19 protein-coding genes and 1 pseudogene are annotated in these 25,091 nt (G+C 56.9%); 13 read left to right on the top strand and 7 right to left on the bottom strand.

What is annotated here, in order from left to right; translation table 11 throughout:
* Positions 1-50 precede the first annotated feature (50 nt).
* Positions 51-1,610 (bottom strand): hypothetical protein, encoded by a 1,560-nt coding sequence (locus OQ273_RS07910; RefSeq protein WP_267989907.1) that lies wholly within the window; start codon positions 1,608-1,610, stop codon positions 51-53.
* 720 nt (positions 1,611-2,330) lie between these two features.
* Between OQ273_RS07910 and OQ273_RS07905 the strand changes: the two genes are divergently transcribed.
* On the top strand, positions 2,331-3,080 hold the full coding sequence (locus OQ273_RS07905) for a response regulator transcription factor (protein ID WP_267989906.1): 750 nt from the start codon (positions 2,331-2,333) through the stop codon (positions 3,078-3,080).
* Positions 3,081-3,119: 39 nt separating this feature from the next.
* Positions 3,120-3,638, top strand: coding sequence for a hypothetical protein (locus tag OQ273_RS07900; protein WP_267989905.1), 519 nt, complete (start codon positions 3,120-3,122; stop codon positions 3,636-3,638).
* Positions 3,639-3,686: 48 nt separating this feature from the next.
* Here the strand turns inward: OQ273_RS07900 and OQ273_RS07895 are convergent, their stop codons facing one another.
* Positions 3,687-4,373 carry a class I SAM-dependent methyltransferase gene (locus OQ273_RS07895; protein WP_267989904.1) on the bottom strand — a complete coding sequence of 229 codons (687 nt, stop codon included), beginning with the start codon at positions 4,371-4,373 and terminating at the stop codon, positions 3,687-3,689.
* Positions 4,374-4,849: 476 nt separating this feature from the next.
* On the opposite strand from OQ273_RS07895, the gene lexA reads away from it, so the two are divergent.
* Positions 4,850-5,569, top strand: a complete 720-nt coding sequence (gene lexA / locus OQ273_RS07890; RefSeq protein ID WP_267989903.1) for a transcriptional repressor LexA — start codon at positions 4,850-4,852, stop codon at positions 5,567-5,569.
* Here the strand turns inward: lexA and OQ273_RS07885 are convergent.
* Complete coding sequence (locus tag OQ273_RS07885; RefSeq protein ID WP_267989902.1) at positions 5,563-7,878, bottom strand: ComEC/Rec2 family competence protein; 2,316 nt, start codon at positions 7,876-7,878, stop codon at positions 5,563-5,565. The two genes, lexA and OQ273_RS07885, sit on opposite strands and share 7 nt — an antisense overlap.
* Before the next feature lie 144 nt (positions 7,879-8,022).
* Here OQ273_RS07885 and gltX point away from each other — a divergent pair, with 144 nt between their 5' ends.
* From gltX to parE, 3 genes are all read left to right on the top strand, one after another.
* Entirely contained in the window at positions 8,023-9,444 is a 1,422-nt protein-coding gene (gltX, locus tag OQ273_RS07880) for a glutamate--tRNA ligase (protein WP_267989901.1), read from the top strand.
* 341 nt (positions 9,445-9,785) lie between these two features.
* Complete coding sequence (gene gltA, locus OQ273_RS07875) at positions 9,786-11,078, top strand: citrate synthase (RefSeq protein ID WP_267989900.1); 1,293 nt, start codon at positions 9,786-9,788, stop codon at positions 11,076-11,078.
* A gap of 202 nt (positions 11,079-11,280) precedes the next feature.
* On the top strand, positions 11,281-13,353 hold the full coding sequence (gene parE, locus OQ273_RS07870; RefSeq protein WP_267989899.1) for a DNA topoisomerase IV subunit B: 2,073 nt from the start codon (positions 11,281-11,283) through the stop codon (positions 13,351-13,353).
* Between the two features lie 11 nt (positions 13,354-13,364).
* Here parE and OQ273_RS07865 read toward each other — a convergent pair whose 3' ends face one another.
* Positions 13,365-14,501 (bottom strand): DUF2336 domain-containing protein, encoded by a 1,137-nt coding sequence (locus OQ273_RS07865; protein WP_267989898.1) that lies wholly within the window; start codon positions 14,499-14,501, stop codon positions 13,365-13,367.
* Positions 14,502-14,630: 129 nt separating this feature from the next.
* Between OQ273_RS07865 and OQ273_RS07860 the strand changes: the two are divergent.
* Together OQ273_RS07860 and OQ273_RS07855 are read left to right on the top strand one after the other, a co-directional pair.
* Positions 14,631-15,086, top strand: a pseudogene (locus OQ273_RS07860) (MaoC family dehydratase); the annotation flags it as partial.
* A 2-nt stretch (positions 15,087-15,088) separates the two neighbouring features.
* Positions 15,089-15,979, top strand: coding sequence for an HpcH/HpaI aldolase/citrate lyase family protein (locus OQ273_RS07855; protein ID WP_267989896.1), 891 nt, complete (start codon positions 15,089-15,091; stop codon positions 15,977-15,979).
* Here OQ273_RS07855 and OQ273_RS07850 read toward each other — a convergent pair.
* Entirely contained in the window at positions 15,976-16,590 is a 615-nt protein-coding gene (locus tag OQ273_RS07850; RefSeq protein ID WP_267989895.1) for a flavin reductase family protein, read from the bottom strand. The two genes, OQ273_RS07855 and OQ273_RS07850, sit on opposite strands and share 4 nt — an antisense overlap.
* Before the next feature lie 8 nt (positions 16,591-16,598).
* Positions 16,599-17,171, bottom strand: coding sequence for a nitroreductase family protein (locus tag OQ273_RS07845; protein WP_267989894.1), 573 nt, complete (start codon positions 17,169-17,171; stop codon positions 16,599-16,601).
* An 89-nt stretch (positions 17,172-17,260) separates the two neighbouring features.
* Between OQ273_RS07845 and OQ273_RS07840 the strand changes: the two genes are divergently transcribed.
* From OQ273_RS07840 to OQ273_RS07820, 5 genes are all read left to right on the top strand, one after another.
* A complete protein-coding gene (locus tag OQ273_RS07840) occupies positions 17,261-18,205 on the top strand; it encodes a hypothetical protein (protein WP_267993057.1) in 945 nt (314 codons plus the stop codon).
* Positions 18,206-18,239: 34 nt separating this feature from the next.
* Entirely contained in the window at positions 18,240-18,962 is a 723-nt protein-coding gene (locus OQ273_RS07835) for a TIGR02117 family protein (protein ID WP_267989893.1), read from the top strand.
* 341 nt (positions 18,963-19,303) lie between these two features.
* Positions 19,304-20,425, top strand: coding sequence for a formylglycine-generating enzyme family protein (locus OQ273_RS07830; RefSeq protein WP_267989892.1), 1,122 nt, complete (start codon positions 19,304-19,306; stop codon positions 20,423-20,425).
* 20 nt (positions 20,426-20,445) lie between these two features.
* On the top strand, positions 20,446-21,600 hold the full coding sequence (locus OQ273_RS07825) for a transporter substrate-binding domain-containing protein (protein ID WP_267989891.1): 1,155 nt from the start codon (positions 20,446-20,448) through the stop codon (positions 21,598-21,600).
* A gap of 272 nt (positions 21,601-21,872) precedes the next feature.
* Positions 21,873-22,991: a transporter substrate-binding domain-containing protein gene (locus tag OQ273_RS07820; RefSeq protein ID WP_267989890.1), complete on the top strand. Its 1,119-nt coding sequence runs from the start codon at positions 21,873-21,875 to the stop codon at positions 22,989-22,991.
* Between the two features lie 67 nt (positions 22,992-23,058).
* Here the strand turns inward: OQ273_RS07820 and thrS are convergent, their stop codons facing one another.
* On the bottom strand, positions 23,059-25,026 hold the full coding sequence (thrS, locus tag OQ273_RS07815; RefSeq protein WP_271292097.1) for a threonine--tRNA ligase: 1,968 nt from the start codon (positions 25,024-25,026) through the stop codon (positions 23,059-23,061).
* Positions 25,027-25,091 lie beyond the last annotated feature (65 nt).

Here is a 25,091-nt window from a genome sequence, read left to right as displayed (position 1 = left end):
TGCAAAAATGAAGCCGGGCAATTGCTGCCCGGCTTCCGGTTCAAATCAGGTCAGACGCTGTCGTCACCGGTCAACGTTTCGGTGTAGTTTCCGCCGACCACGGTCATGTCGACCGTGTTGCCGAGGATATTGGCACCCATAACGATGCTCTGATTGAACGCGGTGGTGTCAATCGCAGCACCGGCAATAGCTTCTGAGATTCCGTTTATGGTGCTGTCGTCACCATTATAGGAACCCCACATGCCGCCGGCTCCACCGGCTCCGCCGTCACCGTTGATGGCTTTGGCAACTCCGCCGGCTCCGCCGTCACCGCCGATGCCTTTGGCAATGGCTTCTCCGCCAATGCCTTTACCACCGGTAGCAGCACCGCCGGTTGCGTCGCCGCCAACGCCTTTGCCGGCACCGAAGCCGTCACCCTTGGCCAGTCCGGCGCCGTAGCCGCCGCCACCTATGGAGTCGCCTCCGTCACCGCCTTTACCTCCGGTCGCATAGGCTTTTGCGTCACCGCCATCGGCATCGCTCTTGCCCTTGCCGCCATTGCCGCCCTTGGCACCTGCTGCGGCAAGCGACTTGGCTTCGGCGTCATCGCCACCCGGCTTCTTGTGCCAGTGCCAATGTCCGCCGCCATCGGAGTCGGCATAGGCCTTGGACAGGGCAATTGCGCCGGCGTCTCCACCACTGGCATCGACATCGCCGCCATCACCGCCTTCAGCCTTCGCCTTGGCGCCTTTGGCATTGCCGCCGTCACCGGCTTTGTCAGCATCACCGCCGACACCGACACCGACGCCTACGGCGCCGAGACCGAGACCGGCACCATAGCCGTCGCCACCCTTGGCATTGCCGCCCTTGGCGTTACCGCCGTGGCCGCCACCGGCCAGGGCCAGACCGCCAATCGCATGGCCGCCATCAGCGCCATTCGCATTGGCCATGGCCTTGGAGCCGCCGTCGCCGCCACCGCCGCCGGCATCAATGCCTTCGTCAGCCGTTGCATTACCACCGTAAGCACTGCCATTCTGACTGAAGTTGCTGTTGTTGGTGACATCCGGATCGATCAGTTTGTCATTGTCGACGAGCGTGTTGGTCTGCGAGAAGACGTTTGCGCTGTCATTGCCGGCACCGCCCAACGCACCGTTGAGGATGTCGTCGAACGACACATCGTCACCGGGGTTGTAGTCGATGTCGCCATCGCGGTTGACCAGAAGACCTTCGACGGTCGAATTCTGGATATCGATGTCGTTGTGGTCATTGTCGGTCGGCATATAGCCCTTCATGTCCAGCTTGACGTCGACATCAACATCCACATCGGACTTGTTGTAAGTGGCCGATTTGGAATAGCTGTGCGAACCGCTCTTGGAGTGGCTGCCGGCATATGCGTCACTGTCCGAAGAACTCTTGTTGTAGTTCTTGTTCAGGTTGGCATTCAGGTTGCCGTTGCCGTTCAGGTTGCCATTGCCATTGTGATTGTCGTTTTCGTTATCACTGTGCTGGCCCTGGTACTGACCCTGATAGCTTTTCTGACCCTGATGCTGACCCTGATGCTGGTCTTGATCCTGATCCTGGTGTTGACCCTGATGCTGGTTATCCCACCACCAATACTTTCTGGAACTCATTGGAGTGTCCTCACTTGTGCGGGACAGCCTCACCGCCACTCTTCTTCAAAGCGGTACTCAGCTGTCTTGGTTTGAATTGTGGACGAATGTCCGAACGGATTTGGAACAACCACGCCGGCTTCAAACGCCGTACATCGAGCCCGTGGCCAGCTTGACCTCCCTTCCTGTGTTCCCGACCGCTATCCAAGCGAAAAGGCAAAGGATCACGCGCAATCAAACGGCGAACGCCTCGCCATTTGGTTGTGTCAGATACCCCATGCCTTGAAATCCGCTCTTACGGCGGTCGGTAATAGTTTGTTAAGTTTTGAGAGGTCTGAAAACCCGGAAATTAATACTAGATAAAACGGAGTATAAATTTTTGGTGTGGCAATTTCGCTTTTTTATCAGCGTCTTGAATTGAGCAAAAGCACCAGGAAACTAAATGATGTCAGTGTTTGGCCGGATAAGCATGTCTCCTGACGGCTCAACAAGATGGCGAGCTGATCACGGCTTGTTTCCATCATTAACAAGAATGGAATGACCGGTTTACTAGTCTGAAAAGTCTATCTTTGTTGATGTTTCGCCACTATTGGCTAGGTAAATCGGGATATATAAACCTATCGATGTATTTACCTCTTATGCAAGAATTGGTAGTATGGATGAATATCAGAGGGGTGGGCAGCCTCCATAAAAATAATTAGCAGTTCAGTTTAGTTCTGGGGCCTCTTAACGGAGGTAGTGATGAGTAGGGCGACCAAGGGTCCCGGCTCCACAGAACGAGCCATTGTGTTTGTGGGCCCAAACCACAACTTTGCCGAATGCATCGAGACAGCGCTGATAAATGAAATTGAGGATCTGGTCCTCGAACGGCGTCTCGATTTCAAACAACTCTTCCACAAAACCGAAGACCTTGAGGTGCGTGTGTGCCTCATCGTCATAGATGAGACCTTGTCGGACGAAGTTCGCTCAAACTACGACCGGCTGCGCGAGCTCTTCCCGACCCAGATCTTGTGTCTCGCCTGCAACGAGACACGGCCCCTTCCTGACCTCATGAATGATCCCGCTTTAACCGGATTGGTCGAAAGTTTTCTGCCGATGAACCTGCGGCTCGATATCTGGCTTTCAGCTGTCCGGCTGATGATGAACGGCGGTGACTACATACCCAGGCAAGCCCCGGCACCACTTCATACGAGCGGCGACAGCCAAATAGAGATTGCGCGCGCAACAAAAGACGGCACAACGCGGACACAGGTTACCGGGGCAAAAAACGCCCGAAGCGGCAGGTTGACTTCAAGGGAAATTGACGTGCTGAAACTGGTTGCCCGAGGTTATCAAAACAAGGTCGTCGCAGCCGAATTGGAACTTTCGGAAAACACCATCAAGCTGCACATGCATCACATCATCGAGAAACTCGGTGTCGGCAACAGGACGGAAGCTGCCGCGGTCTATTTCGGTGAGATCAAGGCAGGCCGGGCGAACGGACCCGGTTAGCCGAAGCCTTTGCTTCCAGAACGCGGAGGTTAACTCAGCATGGTCACATCAGAGACCAGACCACAGCCGCATCTGCCCGAGCAGTTTCAGAAGATACTTCTGCTGGTCGGGCAGATGAATTACTCCTGGACCAACACTGAGACCCTTCTCATTCATCTGATTGCGGGGCTGGCCGGGATCGATAAAGAAACGGCGATCGTCATATTCCTGACCTTGAACACCACTCGCGCCAGGCTCGATCTTGTCGACCGGCTGGCCAAAATGGAGCGGACCGAGCCACAGGCCAGAAAGGATATTCTTGGACTGACCGGCGACATGGTCAAGGTCCTGAAACACAAGAACCGCTACAACCACTGCCTCTACTCCTTCGACGATGAAGGCAGGAATGCAAAAACGATCCTCATGCGCATCGCGGAGACCAAGAACGCCATCAAGATAGGCAAGACACAAGCCCTCGACGCTTCCGAGATCGGAAAAATCCGGGAATCGATCAGGACGATCGAGACGATCAACCGGCGCACCTGGTCAACGATCATGAAGTTCGATTTTCCGCTCTAGTGCGCGAGAGATCAATCCACATCAGCCGTCAAGGCTTCCCGGGCCGCGTCAGGCGGGAGCCAGCTCGTAAATATGGACCGGATGCGGGCTGAAGAGTTTGATGATCAGTTTGACAAAGCGTGACATCGGCCTCGGCCTGATCCGTTCATTTGCATTGAGCGCATGGCGGTGCATGGAGTTGTAATAGACGATAATCACCTTGCGCTTCGCGCCGCTATCGTCGCAGTGCGAATATTTGCGGATGACCTTATCCAGCAGTTCGCCTTCGAACGGATTATAGAAATAAAGGATGCAGTCGGTTTTCGGCGTATCGTAATCCATGACGTCGCAGCAGACCGATTTTATGTCCCTGCATTTGAGATGATTTTTCGGATAACCGGAAATATTGCGCTCGGCCTGCTCATGTAAAATGCTGCTGAACTCGATCCCGTGCACGAGACGAAACGGCCACTGGGCGGCAGTCAGCAACATGCGCCCCCTGCCCGATCCGTAATCGACAAAAGAGAAACGGCTCAGATCCTCATTCAAACCTTTGAGGATCCAGCCCAGCACAAGGCGTGGAGACGCGCCATATTCATAAGACAATTTGGCATGAGCCGAATTCACCGGGGAAAGATCGTCCTGATGCAACGTCCCGCGCGTGGCAACTGCCTCCCGCGTTTCGAACCACCGGTCCCACATCCAGTAATGAACTCTGTAGAGGAACATCGCCCAAAAGTGGCGTACAAGCTGCATCTCATTTACCGGCAGCGGCGGACCGAAATTGGCCACAGTGCGGTCCGCGCCCGAGATAGATCGTACGCGGGATCGTGACCGCAATGTCTTCCAGCCCGGACAGACCCGCACGATCATCCGGCAGAAATTCTCCGGTGATGCACGCTGTGATGGGCCCGCAGCCTGGATATGACGATCGCATCTTTTTCATTGGCTAAACCCCCTGCCGTGTTTGAGGCTGAAGGTACAACGCGCAGGTTTATACAATTTTAACGGGACGGGCGAAAGCGAACACAGCGGTGCTTGTTTTAACCGGCGCTCCCTATTACCGGACAGCGATTGACGGGCGCCGGCCGCAATGCCCTGTCGGCAAAACCCGATTGACTACCCTGTTAGCGACGCCGGGCAGTCTGTTAACCAAATATAAACACTTGAAGAACACAAATGGAACATATAGTGTATGTTCTGTATTTGTTTCTCCGATTCGGGAGCCGGCGATGCTGACGCGAAAACAACATGAGCTGCTGCTTTATATTCATGAGCGTATGAAGGAGACGGGCATCCCGCCGTCCTTCGACGAGATGAAGGAAGCGCTTGATCTTGCCTCAAAATCAGGCATTCATCGCCTGATTACCGCCTTGGAGGAACGTGGGTTCATCCGAAGGCTGCCAAACCGGGCCCGCGCTCTTGAAGTCTTGCGCCTTCCCGAGACGATGATTCCGGCCGGCCAGCAACGCAAGGGGTTCTCGCCAAGCGTTATCGAAGGCAGCCTGGGTAAACCCGCGCCTGAACCCACACCGCTTCCGGTTCAGGACAATGATGATACGCAGGCTGCGGTGAGCGTACCCGTTATGGGCCGGATCGCCGCCGGTGTGCCCATATCGGCCATCCAGAACAATACGCACAATATCAGCGTCCCCCCGGAGATGCTGTCCGGCGGTGAACATTACGCGCTTGAGGTAAAGGGCGATTCAATGATCGAAGCCGGCATTTTTGACGGCGATACTGTGGTCATCAAAAACGCCTCCACAGCCAATCCGGGTGAAATCGTTGTCGCGCTTGTCGATGACGAGGAAGCAACCTTGAAGCGGTTCCGCAGAAAGGGCGCCTCAATTGCCCTGGAAGCAGCAAACCCATCCTATGAGACTCGGATTTTCGGCCCGGATCAGGTGAAGATCCAAGGCAAGCTGGTGGGGCTGATCAGGCGCTATCACTGACGCCATGACGGTGTGATCTTGTAGAAGCTGTCATTGCGCCAGTTATAGGCGCGATGGCGCGTCCAGGCTCGGTCAACACTGGCAACTGCCGAACGTATTTTCGGCTGATTGCCGTTCGTTTTCGTCCAGATGGCCAAAGCGCCGCTTTGGCGCAGCATGCGGCCTGTAATCAGCAGGGCTCCGGAATAACACCGCTCCATCGCAATCGATGCCGCGGTCACGACGATATCTGCCTCGTCACAGGCAGCGCCGAGATAGGATAAATCCTCAACCAGAGCCAGTTTCGTCCCACTGCCCGACACGCCGACACAGAAAGTTTTTGCCGCACACTGCATGTGATCAGTCCTCGCAGCTGAGGCTTCCAATGCGGATCCAAGGTCATTTATCCCGCCAGCGATATCGAGGGGCGTATCATGTCGGGTTCGTTTGAGCCCCGTCTGCCATTGCTCAAAGATGAATCGGGGTGGTCTTTTGCGGTTTGTGGCCAAGCCGCCTTTATTGACAAGTGCAACCAACCTGCCGTCCTCGGCAATCAGAATGTCAGGCCACGTGCGTGGTATCGTCATGGCGGCTCCAGCGAGCAGGAGCAGCGCCAGCCCTACGATCCTCAACCGGGTCCTGCTCAACACAAAGATCAGCAGGCCGGCGACCGCAACAAGTGTTATCCACGGGCTTATCTGACCAACGACAACCGCACCGCCGATGTCACGAACATAACGGGCGATGGCTATCACTGCATCAAGCCCCCCTCCCATCACGATCAACGGCCATTTTTCGAGACCCAATGGCATGAGCAGGACGGCAAACATCCCCGCCGGCATCACAATAAAGGTGACAATCGGCATGGCGGCCAGATTGGCCAGAAGCCCGTATGCCGCAATCCGATGGAAGTGATGGATGGCAAACGGCGCCGTGGCGAGACCTGCAACGAGTGACGTAACCGCCAGCCCAAGGAAAAAGACAAACAGAACGCGTGCCGGGGTGCCCAGCCACCCGGCCTCAGCACGCCCTGTTCCGGGCCGGGGTTTATTCCACAGCGCATAAGTCGCAATTAGTGCCGCAGTTGCGGCAAACGACATTTGAAAGCCCGGCCCGAGAACGGCGGAGGGCGTTATGACGATGATAATCATTGCGGCAATGGCGACATTGCGCATCGTCAGCGCCTGTCTGTCCGCGAGCACGGCGATCAGCATGATGACCAGCATGATCCAGGCCCGTTGCGTCGAAACGCTTGCTCCGGAGATGGAAAGATAGAGCGTGGCGATGGCCAAGGCTCCGACCGCCGCATACTTCTTCGTTGGAACTGCCTGCACGATCGTGGGAAAAACGCTGAAACAGGCGCGCACAAGCAAGAAGAATGTGCCTGCCACAAGCGCCATGTGCAGGCCGGAAATCGCCAGCACATGGGCAAGCCCGCTCTGCCGCAGGGCATCCACCGTATCCGGGCTCATCGAACGACGGTCCGCAACCGTCAACGCGGCCGCAAAGCCGCCCGCCTCTCCGGGCAGCACCTCTTTGACCCGTTCGCTGATCTTTTGACGCAGGCGTTGAAGTGTCAGCCCACCTTCTTCGAACCAACCGCGACCGCTTGCATCCGGCACATACGTCGTATCGGGTTTGCCAAGGAAAAACCCGTTGGCGCCGATACCGTTGAAAAAGGAGTTGTAGGTAAAGTCGAAACTGCCCGGCAGGGCTGGTCCCGAAGGCGGTCGCAGGCGCACCAACCCCGAAACGCCGCCGCCGATTTCCACCGGTTCATGGTTGGCCCTGGCGACAAGACGGACGGTCTCGGGCGGCCGTCGCAGTTGTGGATCAAAACTGCGATCGACCTTGATCGTATAGCGTAAACGACCTGCATGGTCGACGTCACGGGCGACGACCGTCCCGACGATATTTGTCGTCACCTCTCCATCCAAGAGGGTCGTGTTCAGCTGCCTTGTCTCAAAATCGGCGGCAAGCATCGCTAAAACAAAACCCGCGACCAGCAAACCAGACTTGCGAAGCCACTCACGATCCGAGACTGCGAGAACGATCATGCAGCACCCGAGGGCAACCGCAACAGGAAGAATGGCTGGTCTTTCCGGCAAGACAAACCAGGTCGCGGCACCAAGGGCCATGGAAACCGGAAGCCAAAGCATCGCCTGGCCCGGACCGGCTTCCTTACGCAAAGCGTCAATCAAGGTGCGCCATATGGACGTGAAAGATCCGGGCCTGGCTCCCTCCCGTGAAGTCGGCGCCCTGTCATGCGCATCAGGAGCAGCGAGCCTTTCGGCGGACCGCCCGTCTTTGACCCGATCTGAGCTGTTCATGGAGCTTTCGTCAGTCCCGTACCGGCCTTTGATCCTACATTTTGCTTGCCTGACCGCAAAGCACCCTGCGCACCTTGCACTCTTCAGGTTGTGTGTTACATGACCCGCCAAGTTCCAGACAAATCGAAAACCCAAGGAAACTCCATGTCCGGAGACGTCATAACCCGTTTTGCCCCCTCCCCGACCGGCTTTCTCCACATCGGCGGCGCGCGGACCGCATTGTTCAATTGGCTTTATGCTAAGAACCGTGGCGGCAAGATGCTGCTGCGCATTGAAGATACTGACCGTAGCCGCCACTCCGATGAGGCCGTCGAAGCAATACTGGACGGTCTCCAATGGCTGGGACTTTCCTGGGATGGAGAACCTATCTCACAATATGCACGCGTCGACAGACACCGTGCGATCGCCGAGGAACTCGTGAAATCGGGCAATGCCTATTATTGCTATGCGACGCCGAAAGAGCTCGAGGCGATGCGTGAAAAGGCTCGTGCCGAAGGCCGCCCTCCGCGCTATGATGGTCGCTGGCGCGACCGCGACCCCTCCGAGGCACCATCCGGCGTGAAACCGGCAATCCGCATCAAGGCGTCGCGCGACGGCGTGACGGTCGTTGCTGATCGCGTGCAAGGCGATGTGTCGTTCCCGAATGGCGATCTGGACGATTTCATCATCCTGCGCTCTGACGGCAACCCCACATACATGCTTGCTGTCGTTGTCGACGATCATGACATGGGTGTGACTGATATCATTCGCGGCGACGACCACCTGACCAACGCCGCCCGCCAGACGGTTATCTATCATGCGATGAAATGGCCGGTTCCGACAATGGCACATATTCCGCTGATCCACGGCCCGGACGGAGGCAAACTCTCTAAGCGCCACGGAGCCTTGGGCGCCGAGGCCTACCGCGCCATGGGCTATCTGCCAGAAGCACTGTGCAACTATCTGGTACGCCTTGGATGGAGCCATGGCGACGACGAGATCATTTCAATGGAACAGATGATCGAATGGTTCGACATCGCCGATGTCAACAAGGGCGCCGCCCGGTTCGACGTCAAGAAACTCGAAGCGATAAACGGCCACTACATACGAAATGGCGACGACGACACCTTGACGGAAGCATTGTGTGCGTTCTTCCCCCACATGGAAGGCGGAGACTATTTCGAAGCTCGTAAATCCGATGAAAAGGTCAGGCAGCTAAGGGAAGCGATGCCGGGCTTGAAGGAACGCGCCCGCACCCTGTCGGATCTTGCCGACGGTGCTCGCTTTCTCTTCGCCGAAAGGCCCTTGAACAATGAAGACAAGGCGGAAAAGATACTGTCCGAGGGCGGCCGCGATACGTTAAGCAAGCTTTTGCCGCTGCTGGAGACGGCCGGCGATTGGCGGTTGGAGACACTGGAAACGGTCATTCGTGACTTTGCCGATGCCGAGGAACTGAAGCTCGGAAAGGTCGCCCAGCCGCTTCGCGCAGCTCTGACCGGGCGCACAACGTCTCCTGGCGTATTCGATGTCATAGCCGTACTTGGGCGGGATGAGGCATTGGGGCGAATAAAGGATCAACTGGCCTGACCGCCGGCAAGCCTCTGGAAATTGACTGTGCAGTGCGGTATCTACCCATCCACAGGCGGTTTGGATTGGTTCTTTCGGCCCATCAGCTCATGCGGAAGAAACAACGGAACTTATCCTACAATGCCCGGCGCATAAGCCGGGTTCATCTATTGTGGTGCAGCAGCCAATACTGCCTGCCCGTTGGTATCGTTTGCTTTTTCGGCAACGTTGCATCGCACAATAACACCGGGCCAGAGCTTGGCAGCGCGCGTGAAATCGGCTAGCAACTGCGCACGCCCACTCCGGTTTGGCGTATGGGGACCTCCCGGGTCGCAGTCTGAATGAAGAAAAAGGGGACCAACATGACAGAATCGAAGGCAAAGCTCTCTGTCGATGGCAATGACATCGAACTGCAGGTACGCGGCGGATCGGTTGGTCCACACGTTGTCGATATCGCCAGCCTTTACAAGGAAACCGGCGCTTTCACCTATGACCCGGGCTTTACCTCGACTGCCTCATGCGAATCCAAGATCACTTATATCGATGGTGACGAAGGCATCCTTCTTCATCGCGGCTACCCTATCGACCAGCTGGCCGAGCACGGCGACTTCCTTGAGGTCTGTTACCTGCTTTTGTACGGCGAGCTTCCCAACAAGGCGCAAAAGGCGGACTTCGACTACAGGGTTACGCGCCACACAATGATCCATGAACAGATGTCGCGGTTTTTCACCGGCTTCCGCCGTGACGCGCATCCCATGGCCATCATGTGCGGTGTTGTTGGCGCCTTGTCCGCATTTTATCACGATTCGACCGATATCACGGACCCGCATCAGCGCATGGTCGCCAGCCTGCGCATGATCGCTAAGATGCCGACCATCGCGGCAATGGCCTATAAATACCACATCGGACAGCCCTTTATTTATCCCAAGAACGATCTCGATTACGCGTCCAACTTCCTGCACATGTGCTTTGCGGTGCCCTGTGAGGAGTACAAGGTCAATCCTGTCCTTGCCCGCGCGATGGATCGCATCTTCATCCTGCACGCCGATCACGAGCAGAACGCCTCGACGTCGACCGTTCGCCTCGCCGGCTCGTCCGGCGCCAACCCGTTCGCCTGCATAGCCGCGGGCATCGCCTGCCTGTGGGGACCGGCCCATGGCGGCGCCAATGAGGCTGCGCTCAACATGCTCGCCGAAATCGGATCAGTGGACCACATTCCGGAATATATCGCTCGCGCCAAGGACCGCGACGATCCGTTCCGCCTGATGGGCTTTGGACACCGCGTCTATAAAAACTACGATCCGCGCGCCAAGATCATGCAGAAGACCACGCATGAAGTGCTGGCCGAACTCGGCATCAAGGACGATCCGCTTCTCGATGTCGCCATCGAGCTGGAGCGCATTGCGCTCACCGACGACTACTTCATCGAAAAGAAGCTTTATCCGAATATCGATTTCTACTCGGGAATCACCCTTAAGGCGCTGGGCTTCCCAACCACCATGTTCACCGTGCTTTTTGCCCTCGCCCGCACGGTTGGCTGGATCGCCCAGTGGAAGGAAATGATCGAGGATCCGCACCAGAAAATCGGCCGCCCCCGCCAGCTCTATACCGGAGAAACCAGCAGGGATTATGTGCCGATCTCGAGCCGGTCGTAAGCCTCGCGGAAACAGGACAAGTGCATAAACGACAAGCGCCCCGGCCGGAAACACCGCGCGGGGCGCTTTTCTTTTAACAAATGGCCGTAAATAGCCGCTTTCAGGATGTTTAATAGGCGTCACGGGCCTTCAAAGCCTCGCAAAGCGCGCCGCACTCTGGCAGACTCGGCACGATGCGAATCAACTGGGAAATACCCGTTTGATGGAAGACAAGACAGACCTATTTTCCGACCTGAAGGCCGACCGCGCCACACCGTCACCGGAGCAGGATGACAGCAGCACGTCAGCCCCGCCAAAGACGCCGCCTGCCGGAAAACGCAAAGCAGCCGTGAGAGATGACGCTGAGGCAGGTTATTCCGCCTCCGATATCGAAGTCCTGGAAGGGCTGGAGCCCGTTCGCCGCAGACCGGGTATGTATATCGGCGGAACGGATATCGGCGCGCTCCATCACCTGTTTGCCGAAGTCATCGACAATTCGATGGACGAGGCTGTTGCAGGCCATGCGAAAGTCATTGAGGTCGAACTCGATGCCGACGGGTTCTTGAGCGTATCCGACAATGGCCGCGGCATACCGATCGACCCGCATCCGAAGTTCAAGAACAAGTCGGCACTGGAAGTCATCATGACCACGCTTCACGCCGGCGGCAAATTCGACTCGAAGGTCTATGAAACGTCCGGCGGCCTGCACGGCGTCGGTGTTTCGGTGGTCAATGCACTGTCAGACCATCTCGAGGTTGAGGTGGCGCGCAATCGCCGGCTGTACAGGCAGACCTTCTCGCGCGGTGTCCCAAAGGGCAAGCTTGAGGATCTGGGAGAGGTTCATAACCGGCGCGGCACCAAGGTCCGCTTCCATCCCGACGCGGACATCTTCGGCAAGTCCGCAGCGTTTGAGCCGGCCCGTCTCTTCAAGATGGCAAGGTCAAAGGCCTATCTGTTCGGCGGCGTCGAAATCCGCTGGTCCTGCGATCCCTCATTGCTCGGAGAAAAGGATGAAACGCCGGCAAAGGCGGTCTTTCATTTTCCCGGCGGCCTGAAGGACTATCTAGACGAATCCATCGGCCCGGAACACAAGGTTACCCGCGATATCTTTTTCGGCCGCTCGGAAAAAGCCGGCGGCCACGGCACCGTCGAATGGGCGGTGACATGGTATACGGGCGACGCTTTCGTCAATTCCTACTGCAATACGGTTCCGACACCTGAAGGTGGAACCCATGAAGCCGGCTTCAGGCTCGCGCTTACGCGCGGTCTCAAGGCCTATGCCGAACTCACCGGCAACAAACGCGCCTCCATCATCACCACGGACGATGTGATGATTTCAATGGCCGGCATGCTCTCCGTCTTTGTACGCGAGCCCGAATTCGTTGGTCAGACCAAGGACAAACTCGCCACCGTCGAGGCCCAGCGCATTGTCGAAAACGCAGTGCGCGACCCGTTCGACCATTTCCTGGCCGACTCGCCCCAGGAAGCGGCAAAGCTGCTGGATTGGGTCATGGAACGGGCCGACGAGCGTGTTCGCCGACGCAAGGAAAAGGAAGTCAACCGCAAGAGCGCTGTGAGAAAGCTTCGCCTGCCCGGCAAGCTGGCTGACTGTTCGCAAGGGACCGCCGCAGGGGCCGAACTGTTCATTGTTGAGGGCGATTCCGCCGGCGGTTCGGCGAAACAGGCAAGGAACCGCGCAAACCAGGCCATTCTGCCCCTGCGCGGCAAGATCCTGAATGTCGCAAGCGCCGGCCGCGACAAATTGGGCGCCAACCAGCAGATTGCCGATATCGTCCAGGCACTGGGCTGCGGAACGCGGGCGAAATACCGCGAACAGGATCTGCGCTACGACCGTATTATCATCATGACGGATGCCGATGTAGACGGCGCGCACATTGCGTCACTGCTGATCACATTCTTCTACCAGGAAATGCCCGACCTCATTCGCGAGGGACATCTCTACCTCGCTGTGCCGCCGCTTTACAGGATTACACAAGGCGGCAAGACACTCTATGCCCGCGACGACGCGCACCGTGCAGAGCTCCTCGAAAGCGAATTCAAGGGTAAGGGGAAAATAGACATCGGCCGTTTCAAAGGGCTTGGAGAAATGCTCCCGGCTCAGCTCAAGGAAACGACCATGCACCCCGACAAGCGCACACTCCTAAGGGTGGAGATCGACGAAATCAGCGCCGATGATACCCGCAAAGCCGTCGATGACCTGATGGGTACAAAGGCCGAAGCGCGTTTCCAGTTCATTCAGGAACGCGCGGAATTCGTCGACGATCTCGATATCTGACGGCTGGCCGCTCAGGCCGCCTCGCACGCTATGGCCATTGCATAGTCTTTTGCAGCTTTGCGGCGGAACTCCAGGTTCATCCGTTCAACAAGCAAAAGCAATTCTTCAACCGGACCGCTTTCACCATTTTCCATATAGTGGTCGATCAACTGCTCGGTTATGCGCAAGGCGTTCGGAGCGACATCCTGCTTTGTCGCATCACGCCAAAGCAGTGTCGCGGTTGCAAAGACCTCACAGGTCATGGCGTCCAATCCGCTCGACGCATAAAGCGCCTGAATGGCATTGCGCCGACCGTCGACGAGAATAGCCCTGACCCTTTGGTCATCAACACCGGCGATTGAACCGACGGCCGATGCGAAGAACTCGATATTGCCGATGCACAGTGCATGCATCAAGAATGCCGGTGTCAGCTTGCCGTCAAGCCGCAGATGTTCGACCAGAGCCGGAATTTCCCTGCCGTCAACCGCTCCCGCCAATTGCAGTGTTGCCGCCTGACAGGCTTCGTCGGTTATGCGCCCCACCCGGCCTCGCCCGACAATGCCCGCCACGAAACTGGACTCGGCCAGCGCATTGCCAACCTTGAGGATAAGCGAGTGCCGCACATCGCCCGGCAGATCGGAGCGATCAAGCAGCCTTGCGCGTATTTCCGGATGACCGCCAAATCGTTCCGTAATGCGACGCAACGTAACCTTTGCAATGCGTGCCGTCGGATTGTCCAGCATATCGGCGACGGCGGGACGTTCGGCAACCTCGGCAAGCGCAGCACAGACCGCCTGTCTCAGATCATGGCGAATGGCTATGGCGCTCTGGATACCCGGTCTTCCATCCGCCGCCAGATCAACAAGTTCCTGGTCGCCAAGCAAGGGTGAGCAACAAACTACAATGCCGGCAATATCGATCTGGTCCTTTGCCAAACTGTGAATGACCGAGCGCGGCGCTTTTTCCGATGCGGCAAGAACCTCTGCCATCGCCTGGCGGACCATGGGCGACGGGTCGTCAAGGAGAAGCGCCATCGCTGCCTCGGCCGCGCGTGTTTCCTCAAGCGACAACTCGCTCAGGACAAAGGCACGCGACAAGGCATTTGCCGCGCGTGCCCTTTCACGGGCGCCTGCCGATTCGGACCACTGCAAAAACTTCTGAACGATCATAAAAATTATCCGGATTCGCTTCTCGTCGATCCGACACTAGGAACAAAAGGTTTACGATCGGTTCACCATAACTGTTAACCGCTTGCGGCTGCACCTGCCCTCGCCTATTTTGCCGCGCAAACGGAGGACCGAATGACAGGACTTTATCTCGAGGAATTTTCGCAAGGTCAGGTGTTTCAGCATGAGCTGCGCCGGACCATTACGGAAAGCGATAATATGTTGTTCTCCAACATGACGCTCAACCCTCAGCCTTTACATATTGATTTTGATTTTGCATCCCGGACCGAATGGGGCAAACCCCTGGTCAACTCGTTGTTTACACTTGGTTTATTGATAGGAATTTCTGTCAACGACACCACCGTCGGGACAACCATAGCTAATCTGGGCATGACGGACGTCACCTTTCCCCATCCCATGTTCCACGGCGACACTTTGAGAGTGGAAACGGAAGTGCTTTCCGTTCGCGAATCGAAATCCAAGGCAGATCGCGGCATCGTTGAATTCGAGCATCGCGGCTACAATCAAAATGGCGACCTTGTTGCGCGCTGCAAGCGGCAGGCAATGATGCGAAAAAAGGCGGCTTGAACGTGCGGTCCTATCTCTTTGTACCGGGTGATTCGGAGCGCAAGCTCCACAAGTCTCTTTCCAGCGGTGCCGATTGCCTTTTGATCGATCTGGAGGACTCTGTCTCCCTTTCGCAAAAATCCACGGCACGCAAGATGACACGCGCTTTTATCAGCGAGGCACGCGAATCCGGAGCAGCGCCTCAGCCATCGCTCGTCGTGCGCATCAATCCTCTTGGCAGCGGGCTGACCGAGGACGACCTGGCGGAAATCGTCAGCGTTGGCCCGGACGCGGTTCTCCTGCCAAAGGCGGAACACGGCTCGGACGTACAGAAACTGTCGTCAATGATCGCCGTTCACGAGGCCGAAGCCGGAATCGACGAGGGGGTTACGGGCATCCACGCGCTTGTTACGGAAACCGCCCGGGGAACGCTGAACGCCGGGACCTACACATCGGTTTCACGGCGATTGCGTTCGCTCTCCTGGGGCGGCGAGGATTTATCCGCGGATGTCGGCGTTCAAACAAACCGCGACAAGAACGGACAGTATACGGACCTCTTCCGTTATGCCCGAACGGTTACTCTCCTTGGCGCCGCTTCGGCTGGTGTTGATGCGATCGACACCGTCTTTACTGATTTCAGGGACACCGAGGGGCTCGAACAGGAGTGCCGCGCGGCGGTGCGCGACGGCTTCTCAGGCAAGATGGCCATTCACCCGGCCCAGGTGAAAATCATAAACCGGGTCTTCACGCCTTCGCAGGAATCACTGGCCCGCGCCCGCAAGATCGTTTCACTCTTCGACGAAGCCGGTGACGATGTCGGTGTTCTCAGCCTCGACGGCCAGATGATCGATCGCCCACATCTGCGGCAGGCACAGAAGATACTTGAGCGCGCCCGCGCGGCCGGATTGCCCTAATCCTTCTCAGTCCAGACCGGCCGTATCAACTCGAACGTATCGGCCCCGTGACTGTGGTCGCGGTAGCCGAGACGGGCCAGTGGTGCAGCCTTAGCCATGTCGATCCTGCCATCGGCAATGATGCCCTCGTCGATGTGAATGCCGACAACCTGACCGATCACGACGATGGATTTTGACTTTCCGCCCTCAAGCGTATCCGGCTGGAATATGCTCACCGCCTTGCATTCGAGCGCCGCAAAGGCCTCGGCCACATGTGGCGCGGAAATCAGTTTGCCGGCGGTCGCAGTCAAACCGGAATATTGGAACTCATCAATATGGGCCGGCGCATCCACTGAAGTGGCGATAACCTTTTCCGCAAGCACCCGGCTGGCAAGACTGGCCGAGAACTCACCCGTCTCCTCGATATTGGCGACACTGTCCTTACGGCCATCCGACGCGAACATCACCATTTTCGGCCTGTCGCCGATCGCATTGAAATAGCTGTAGGGTGCAAGGTTGGGTGTGCCATCGCCAGCCAGCGTCCCTATCCAGCCAATCGGCCGTGGCGAGACGAGCGCCTTGAACGGATCGTGCGGCAAGCCGTGATCATTTGTGCCGGTTTCGTAGAACATGTCCGGCCTCAGTCTTCCAGCCACGTCGTCAGGGTTTCGACATCCGGACGGGGGCGTTCGTTCGGTGGGACGGTCGGCGTTCCGATATGGATCATGCCGGCCACCTGTTCTTCGGGTGTAACGCCAAGAATATCAAGCGCATCCCTGTCGGTACTGATCCACTCGCTGAGCCAGTTAGCTGCAAAACCGAAGGCATTGGCGGCCATGTAAAGGTTGAGGCAGATCGCACCGGCGGACAGGACCTGTTCCCATTGCGGGATTTTCGGATGCTCCGCCGCCTTGCTGACGACCACTATGACCACTGGAGCGCGCGCAAGCCGTGTCTCCTCCTGCTCCCTGCGCTCAGCCGGCATATCCGGATTGTTACGAAGCGCCAGCTCGCTCAAAAGCGATCCGATCCGCTGTCTGGCTTCCCCTGAAATCACGATAAAGCGCCAAGGCGCCAGTTTACCATGATCGGGAACACGCGTGGCAAGCGCCAGCATCTTTTGTATTGTGTCGTGGTCCGGCCCCGGTTCCGTCATCATGTTGGCGGGTATGGTTCGCCGCGTCTCGAGGTAGGATTTCAGAGCTTCGTTCATCGCCGGTCCTTTGCTACGTTGCTGGTCGCCTTGAATTTGCCATTTGCCTGGGCTTGAAACGACATAAGAGCTATATTGGGAACTAGATGATTCATTCCAGACTGAAAATCGGCGTTTTGCCGATTCTGGTATTGCTGGGGGCAATGATAGGGCAAGCCGCCGCGCAGGATGCGCAGCCGGTGGACACTGTATTTCCTCTCAATCTTCCGGGCGTGACCGAGTTTGCCCCGACAGGCGACCTGCCGCAAATTGCACTGCCACCGGATCAACTACGCAATGTCGATCTGGATGCCCGGCTTGTTGAGGGCGCAGCCCCGCTGGAACACGGACTGATATGGCGCGTTTATCACCCTATCCCGGATCAGGAAGGCAAACTTCCAATTCTCGCCACTTCGGAAGGCGGCTCCGCGTTGATTTCCATGGAGCCCGGCGAATATTTCGTTCACGTCTCATTCGGCCTTGCCGGGGTGACCCGCAAACTTGTTATACCCGATAATGGCCCGGTTAACGCGCAGGACTTTATCCTCAACGCCGGGGGACTGGTTCTCAACGCAGTCTCCGGAAATGACGTGCGTATCGCACCGGTCAAACTGCGATTTGACATCTACTCTGAAGAGCGCGACGCGAACGGGCAACGACAATTGATTATTGCTGACGTCAAGCCAAATCAGATCATCCGCCTCAACGACGGGATCTATCACGTTGTTTCGGAATATGGTGATGTCAACGCTGTCATCCGTTCGGATATTGCCGTCGCAGCCGGCAAGATGACGGAGGCGACGATTCAGCACAGAGCCGCCCAGATTACATTGAAGCTGGTTTCGGAAGAGGGTGGCGAAGCCATTGCCGACACCGCCTGGTCGATAACCAATGCCGCCGGTGATCTGATCAGTGAGAGTGTCGGAGCCTTTCCGTCACTCGTCCTGGCCGAAGGCGACTACACTGCCATCGCCCGGCACCAGCAGCAGCTCTACCGGCGGGACTTCAAGGTCGCTGCCGGCTTCAACTACGATGTCGAGGTGCTTCTTCAATAGATCGCCGCAGTACGAAGGCCCGCCAGGGGCATAAATGTCAGACTGGAAAATGAGCAGCCGATCATTCACCCGGCGATTTTTCAAGGCGGTTGCGATCACGACAGCAACAGTCCTTGCAATAATCACACTGTATCTTGCAGCCGCCATTGCCGGAACAGTCTGGACGGTGCCAGGCAAGTCGCCGGCGTCAACACCTGTACACACCGTCTATGTGCTCTCAAATGGATTTCACAGCGACATTGCGCTGCCCGTCATCGGCGGTCGCGCGCCCGCCAATGTGCCGGTACAGTCGGATGATCTTCCACACGGCCTGGAAGGCGCCCGTTACCTGGTTTTCGGATGGGGATCTCAAACCGCCTATACAAGCCTGCTTGCCTTGTCGGATCTGACTGCAAGTATCATCGTGCGATCGCTTGCCTTCGACCGCTCGGTTATACATGTGTTGCCATTGCCGGTCGCACCCCATGGTCTCGGCGTCTTTCGTGTCGACCTCGACAATGATCAATACGAGAGGCTTGTCCGCTTCATCGCCGCCTCATTTGACACGGACATGAATGGCGATGTCGAACTGCTTGATGGCGTGACGCAAGGCTTTGGCGATGTGTTTTACCGGGCAACCGGTCGCTTCAACCCGTTTTACGGATGCAATGCGTGGACAGGACAGGCCCTGCGTCAGGCCGGTGTCGAAGTCGGCTATTGGACGCCGTTCGCTCAGTCAATCGAGTGGAATATGAACCGCATACAATCTGCTGACTGAGCCGAATTAAGTCCGAATTACGGCAACACATCCTATAATTTTGCTTCACGGCGACACAATTCTTGATGGCAAATTGTCAAGAATGCGGCAGCATCGCGGTGTGTTCGCCATAGTTTGGGCCGACATTCGTTCTCCACTATTTTTACGCCGGCAACGGTCGGGAGGATTTTGCAGAACGATGTTTTGATTTGGAGGCCATGCCCAACTGAATTGCCGAGCGCGCGAGAGTCCAGTTCTCGGATGAAGCCGCTCTGTTGGGACAGAATCCATGCAAGGCGTATACCTGTCCGATCGTCTTTTTCGCCAGTTTTTAACCTTAACTTTCCGGGGTAAGAAAGTTAATGAATAGAGTATCTGGTCAAGACATTAATTTCACGCGTAATATCAACAGAAAATCATCAAGAAGAGCACGACCGGGCGGGTTTGCAGCAGCCGTTGTTCGAAATGAACGCAGGCTCAATCAACCAAATGCACCCAAACTGAAATGGGATCAGGAAGACGACGAAGATATCGGCATCCCCGACTTCCTGCTCAAGAAGCCGCCGGCTAGACCCCGCAATATCGCGATCAACCGGCAGACTGGTCTCCTGGCACTGTTTGTCGTCGCGTTCATGGCTTCGTTTGGCGGTGCGCTCTTTTTATCGCGCTATCTGCCCTCGAACACGACACAGACGGTACAAGACACCACCCCTCAACCGCCGGTCACCACGCCTCCCGTTGAACACAGTCTGGAAGTCGCCTCAGCCGCCGGTGTCGTTCCCATACCGGAACAGAGTTCCGTCGGGGCAATCCCGGACAATCCGCTGACACCTGTCATGGTGTCGATTACCGGTGGAACATTCACCATACCCAATCACGCAGCTGGCGACACGGCTTCACGAACGCAAATGATTACCCTTGATGACTTCCGGATTGCAACGACGGAAGTGACCAGGAGGCAATGGAAAGCCTGCGCAGACGAAGGTTCGTGTTCAATGGACGGTTTTCCGTCCGGTTATTTCGACAGTGACAAGCTCTTTCTTCCCATCACATCGGTCACAACAGATCAGATGATGGGTTTTGTCGAATGGATCAACGGGAAACGCGAAGCCGGGGAGCCGCCCTACAGAATACCGGACGAAGCGGAATGGATCGTCGCTGCGCGCGGGGGCCTTGCGACACACAGCGACTATCCTTGGGGACCGAATTTTGATCCCGAGAAGGTTCGCACATCCGGGACCCTGATTCCGGTTGAACAAAACAGCCCCGTCAACGGCCTTTATGGAATGTCCGACAACGCAGCCGAACGCGTATCCGGTTGCTGGATCATGAAAATGCCCAACGGAACATGCTTCCGCAATCTCGGAATCGTTCGCGGCGCAACATCGGGCCGCATCGATGGAGACAGTGCCAAGCTGACCCATCGCACCAGCCGGGCAAAGAACATTCCATACGAGAACATCAGTTTTCGCCTCGCTCAATAACCAAGATTCAGGAGTCCTCCGTGAACTGTTTTTCCAGCCGATTGCTCGGCCCCGCCACTGCGCTTGCCATGTCTGTTCCACTTGCGATGGGCATGTCGGCGTCTGCACAAGCCGCACCGGCTGCTTGCGGCAATACCGTGCAGGAATACGCCGTCAGCTCCGGCGACACACTTTCAAAAATCGCGGGCGCCGCCTTTGGCGATCCCCGGCAATGGCCGAGAATTTTTGAATATCCCGGAAATGCCGAATCTATCGGGCGTAATCCCAATCTTCTGACTATCGGCGTGCGGCTTCAGATCCCTCCCTGCCCTGGTGCGATTCAGAGCATTCCCCAGGAGGTCGTCGCCACCGAGACACAAACGCAAGCACAAACACAAAGGGCAGCAAGGAACACCGGCAGCACGACGACCAGTCTTCCGATAAAGCTATATGTTGTGACCGGTGATGACTGGCCACCTTACGTCTCGACGGACTGGCCACAGGGCGGCATGGCCGTGGTCATCGTGGAGGCCGCATTCGAAGCGGCCGGGATGAGCGACAATGTCGAAATTCACTACGTCAACGATTGGAGCGCGCAGCTTGAAACGCTGACCAAGACAAACCGTTATCAGCTGACATTCCCATGGTTTTATCCAAAAATGGAGTTTTGGCAGTCCTGCGACAAACTTCCCGAATCGATGCAGATTCGCTGCGAATATGATCACTCCAATCCAATTGCCAACGTTACGCTGGCTTTCTTCAAGGAGGCCGGCCGCGCCGACCTTGCGCAGGATACCTTGGAGGGGATCAAGGCCAAGCGACTGTGCCGGCCAAAGGGATATTCAACCTTCGAACTCGTCGAAAACGGTTTGTCGGTCGACAACCTCCACATCGAGCTCTCGCCAACGGATTGTTTCCTGCGCCTTCTTGAAGGAAAAGTGGACTATGTCCTGCTGAACCGCTTCACCGGCCTGGCGGTCGCCGCGGATATGGGGATCAGCAACAACGTGGAAATGGCTGACATCACCATTGCAAGCCCGATCCATATCCTTGCCTATCGGAACAATCCGATGGACACGGTCCAGTATCTCGATGAGTTCAACAAGGGCCTGCAGACGATCATCAACAATGGCGTCTACGGTCAGATCATCTCGTACTTCAATGACGAGTTCAGCCGGCGCCTCGCAAAGCAGTAACAGGGTCAACCGAACCAACTCAGCGCCACCCCCGATCGGGAAAAGGCAGGCATCATCGCCCGTGAAGTGATGCCTGCCTGAGTATTGAAATACCTGGCACGCCGTCATGGTGACGGCGTGGTGGTCAAGTGCGTCCCTCGCACTACGGGATTGCGGCTGAAGCTGCCCGCGGTCCCTCAACGGCAACCCGACACAGCGGCTCGACAAGGTTCACAAACACAAAAACCCGAGTTCCAACACAAACCCGTCAACCTCATGATCAGGAGTATTCCGTGAAAATCCGCCTCCCTCATTTGTCCACCCTCACGGCCGCATTATTTGCCACGGTCCACTTTGTCGCCAGCACCGGTACACCCGCATCGGCGGCGCCTGCCGCCTGCACGCAGAACGTTCAGGAGTATTATGTTGCCTCCGGCGACACACTGTCGAGGATCGCCAAGGCGTCTCTCGGCGATTGGCTTATGTGGCCGCGAATCTATGAATATCCCGGAAATGCGGATGTGATCGGCAACAACCCGGATTTACTGATTATCGGCATGCGGCTGAGCATTCCGCCCTGCCCCGGCTCAGTCGAAAGCCTCCCGGAAACCGCGGCGGCAACGATTGAAGACAAACCCGCGGCCGCTGGCGCCGAGACCGTGACAGTCTATGTCGTCACCGGTGACAACTGGCCGCCATTTACCGATACGGACTGGCCGAATGACGGTATGGCAACCGAGATCATTCGAGCCGCCTTCGAAGCTTCTGACATCAATGCAAATGTCGAGATAGACATTATCGACGACTGGAACGCGCAGGTCACAAGTCTGGTCAAGAAAGACCGCTATCAGATGACGTTTCCGTGGGCGATGCCGGATATGGACTTCTGGCAAACCTGCGACAGGCTTCCGGAGCCCATGCAGATCCGCTGCGAGTACAGCAAATCCAAGCCAATCGTCAATACAACGCAGGTCTTCTTCCAGGAGGCTGGCCGCGCCGATCTCGGCGACACATCCCTGGAGACCGTCAAGACGCGGCGAATCTGCAGGCCGAAAGGATTTTCCACATTCGACATGGTTGAGGCCGGCTTCTCAATCGAACATCTGGTCGTCGGCGACTCGCCCCAGGACTGTTTCCAACGCCTTCTGGAAGGCAGCGCCGACTACGTTGCTCTCAACCGTTTCGTCGGTCTGGCCGTCGCCCACGACATGGGGATCACCGACAATGTTGAAATGTCCGATTTCTCAATCCCGGGACGGCTCCATTTGCTTGCCTATGCGACCAACTCGGATTCCAACCGGTATCTCGACGACTTCAACGTCGGACTCGACAGGATCATCACAAATGGCGTCTACAGTCAGATCGTGTCCTACTTCAATGACGAGTTCAATCGCAGACTCGTGAAGCAGTGAGCATCAAACGGCTCGGCCAACAGGGCGGGCCGACGGCCGCCCTGTTGGTAGATATGTCTTATGAAACTCAATCCCGCCGTTGATCAGGCGGCACCGCCTCATCGGTCAGCATGACGATTGCATCGTCAAGCGACATCGACGTCTGATCGCGGCTTCCAAGGCGGCGCATATTCACGCTGCGCTCCTCGGCCTCGCGCATGCCGCAGACAAGAATGACCGGAACCTTCGCAACCGAATGCTCGCGGACCTTGTAGTTGATCTTCTCGTTGCGCAGATCGGTTTCGACACTCAGTCCGGCTTTTTTCAATGCGGCCGCGACTTCAAGACCGTACTCATCGGCGTCCGACGTGATGGTCGCGACCACCACCTGAACCGGCGCAAACCACAAGGGCAGATTGCCGGCATAGTTCTCGATCAGGATGCCAAGGAAGCGCTCCATGGAGCCGCATATGGCGCGATGCACCATCGCCGGCTGCTTCTTTTCCGAATCCTTGTCGATATAGAAGGCGCCAAACCGTTCCGGCAGGTTGAAGTCGACCTGCGTCGTGCCGCATTGCCATTCCCGGCCGATCGCATCGCGCAGCACATATTCGAATTTGGGCCCGTAGAACGTGCCCTCGCCTTCATTGACGCCGGTCTTGATACGTCCGCCGGATTCCTTCTCGATCTGTTTGAGAATGTCGCGGAGCACCTCTTCAGCGTGATCCCACATCTCATCGGTGCCGACGCGTTTTTCCGGCCGGGTCGCCAGTTTGACGGTAATCTCTTCAAATCCGAAATCCGCATAAGTCGTCAAAATAAGATCGTTGATCCGCAGGCACTCCGCCCGAAGCTGCTCCTCGGTGCAGAAGACATGCGCATCATCCTGAGTGAAGGCCCGCACGCGCATCAGCCCATGCAGCGCGCCGGACGGCTCATAACGATGAACAGCACCAAATTCCGCAAGCTTTATAGGCAGTTCCCGGTAGCTCTTAAGGCCGTGTTTGAATATCTGCACGTGGCCCGGGCAGTTCATCGGCTTGAGCGCAAAAACACGCTCGTCCTCCGTCTGGGTGACAAACATGTTCTCACGGTACCAGTCCCAGTGGCCCGAGGTTTCCCAAAGCGCTTTGTCGAGAACCTGCGGCGCATTGACCTCGTCATATCCGTGCTCGCCAATACGCCGGCGCATATAGTTCACCAGGTTCTGGAACATCTTCCAGCCCTTGGCATGCCAGAAGACAACGCCCGGCCCTTCCTCCTGGAAATGAAACAGGTCCATTTCCCGGCCCAAACGCCTGTGATCGCGCTTCTCGGCCTCCTCAAGCATATGCAGATAGGCATCGAGCTGCTTCTGATCGGCCCAGGCGGTGCCGTAGATTCGGGTCAGCATCGGATTGTTGGCATCGCCGCGCCAATAGGCGCCCGCAACCTTCATCAGTTTGAATGCGTTGCCGATCTGCCCGGTTGAGGCCATATGCGGACCACGACACAGATCGAACCAGTCACCCTGTTTGTAGATCTTGAGGTCCTCGCCTTCGGGTATTGCGTCGACAAGTTCGACCTTATAGGCCTCACCCATCCGGGAGAAGGTTTCCTTGGCCTCGTCGCGCGTCCAGACCTCCTTGGTGAACGGCTTGTTGCGGGCGATGATTTCCCGCATCTTCTTCTCGATTTTGGGAAGATCTTCCGGGGTGAAGGGCTCGTTGCGGGCAAAATCATAGTAGAACCCGTTTTCAATGACGGGACCGATTGTCACCTGAGTACCGGGATAGAGTTCCTGCACAGCCTCGGCCATGACATGCGCCGCATCGTGACGAATGAGTTCCAGTGCGCGCGGGTCATCGCGCGTCACGATCTGCAGCGCGCCATCGGTCACCGGATCGCTCAGGTCGCGCAGTTCACCATCAAGTTCGAGCGCAACGGCCTTCTTGGCAAGCGATTTGGAAATGCTTTCCGCAACATCACGGCCGGTGGACCCGCTCGCATATTCGCGTGTGGAGCCATCGGGAAATTTGAGGGAAACGGAATCGGATTGAGAGGCGGATTCAGCCATCATGTTTTCTCCTGTCCAGTCCCGCCAACGAATGCGGGTGGTTTGAAATCATCCGGTCTTTGCCG

Origin of the sequence: Hoeflea prorocentri, from assembly GCF_027944115.1 — a bacterium.
GTDB classification, from domain to species: Bacteria; Pseudomonadota; Alphaproteobacteria; order Rhizobiales; family Rhizobiaceae; genus Hoeflea_A; species Hoeflea_A prorocentri.
The sequence above is the reverse complement of the archived record's forward strand: the minus strand, read 5'-3'. Positions and strand labels throughout refer to the sequence as shown.

Coding starts and splice junctions, on each gene's coding strand:
- lexA (WP_267989903.1), top strand. CDS start 4,850: ATGCTGACGCGAAAACAACATGAGCTGCTGCTTTATATTCATGAGCGT.
- gltX (WP_267989901.1), top strand. CDS start 8,023: ATGTCCGGAGACGTCATAACCCGTTTTGCCCCCTCCCCGACCGGCTTT.
- OQ273_RS07835 (WP_267989893.1), top strand. CDS start 18,240: ATGTCAGACTGGAAAATGAGCAGCCGATCATTCACCCGGCGATTTTTC.
- OQ273_RS07905 (WP_267989906.1), top strand. CDS start 2,331: ATGAGTAGGGCGACCAAGGGTCCCGGCTCCACAGAACGAGCCATTGTG.
- OQ273_RS07865 (WP_267989898.1), bottom strand. CDS start 14,501: ATGATCGTTCAGAAGTTTTTGCAGTGGTCCGAATCGGCAGGCGCCCGT.
- gltA (WP_267989900.1), top strand. CDS start 9,786: ATGACAGAATCGAAGGCAAAGCTCTCTGTCGATGGCAATGACATCGAA.
- OQ273_RS07885 (WP_267989902.1), bottom strand. CDS start 7,878: ATGAACAGCTCAGATCGGGTCAAAGACGGGCGGTCCGCCGAAAGGCTC.
- OQ273_RS07910 (WP_267989907.1), bottom strand. CDS start 1,610: ATGAGTTCCAGAAAGTATTGGTGGTGGGATAACCAGCATCAGGGTCAA.
- thrS (WP_271292097.1), bottom strand. CDS start 25,026: ATGGCTGAATCCGCCTCTCAATCCGATTCCGTTTCCCTCAAATTTCCC.
- OQ273_RS07845 (WP_267989894.1), bottom strand. CDS start 17,171: ATGAACGAAGCTCTGAAATCCTACCTCGAGACGCGGCGAACCATACCC.
- OQ273_RS07850 (WP_267989895.1), bottom strand. CDS start 16,590: ATGTTCTACGAAACCGGCACAAATGATCACGGCTTGCCGCACGATCCG.
- OQ273_RS07900 (WP_267989905.1), top strand. CDS start 3,120: ATGGTCACATCAGAGACCAGACCACAGCCGCATCTGCCCGAGCAGTTT.
- OQ273_RS07830 (WP_267989892.1), top strand. CDS start 19,304: ATGAATAGAGTATCTGGTCAAGACATTAATTTCACGCGTAATATCAAC.
- OQ273_RS07895 (WP_267989904.1), bottom strand. CDS start 4,373: ATGCAGCTTGTACGCCACTTTTGGGCGATGTTCCTCTACAGAGTTCAT.
- parE (WP_267989899.1), top strand. CDS start 11,281: ATGGAAGACAAGACAGACCTATTTTCCGACCTGAAGGCCGACCGCGCC.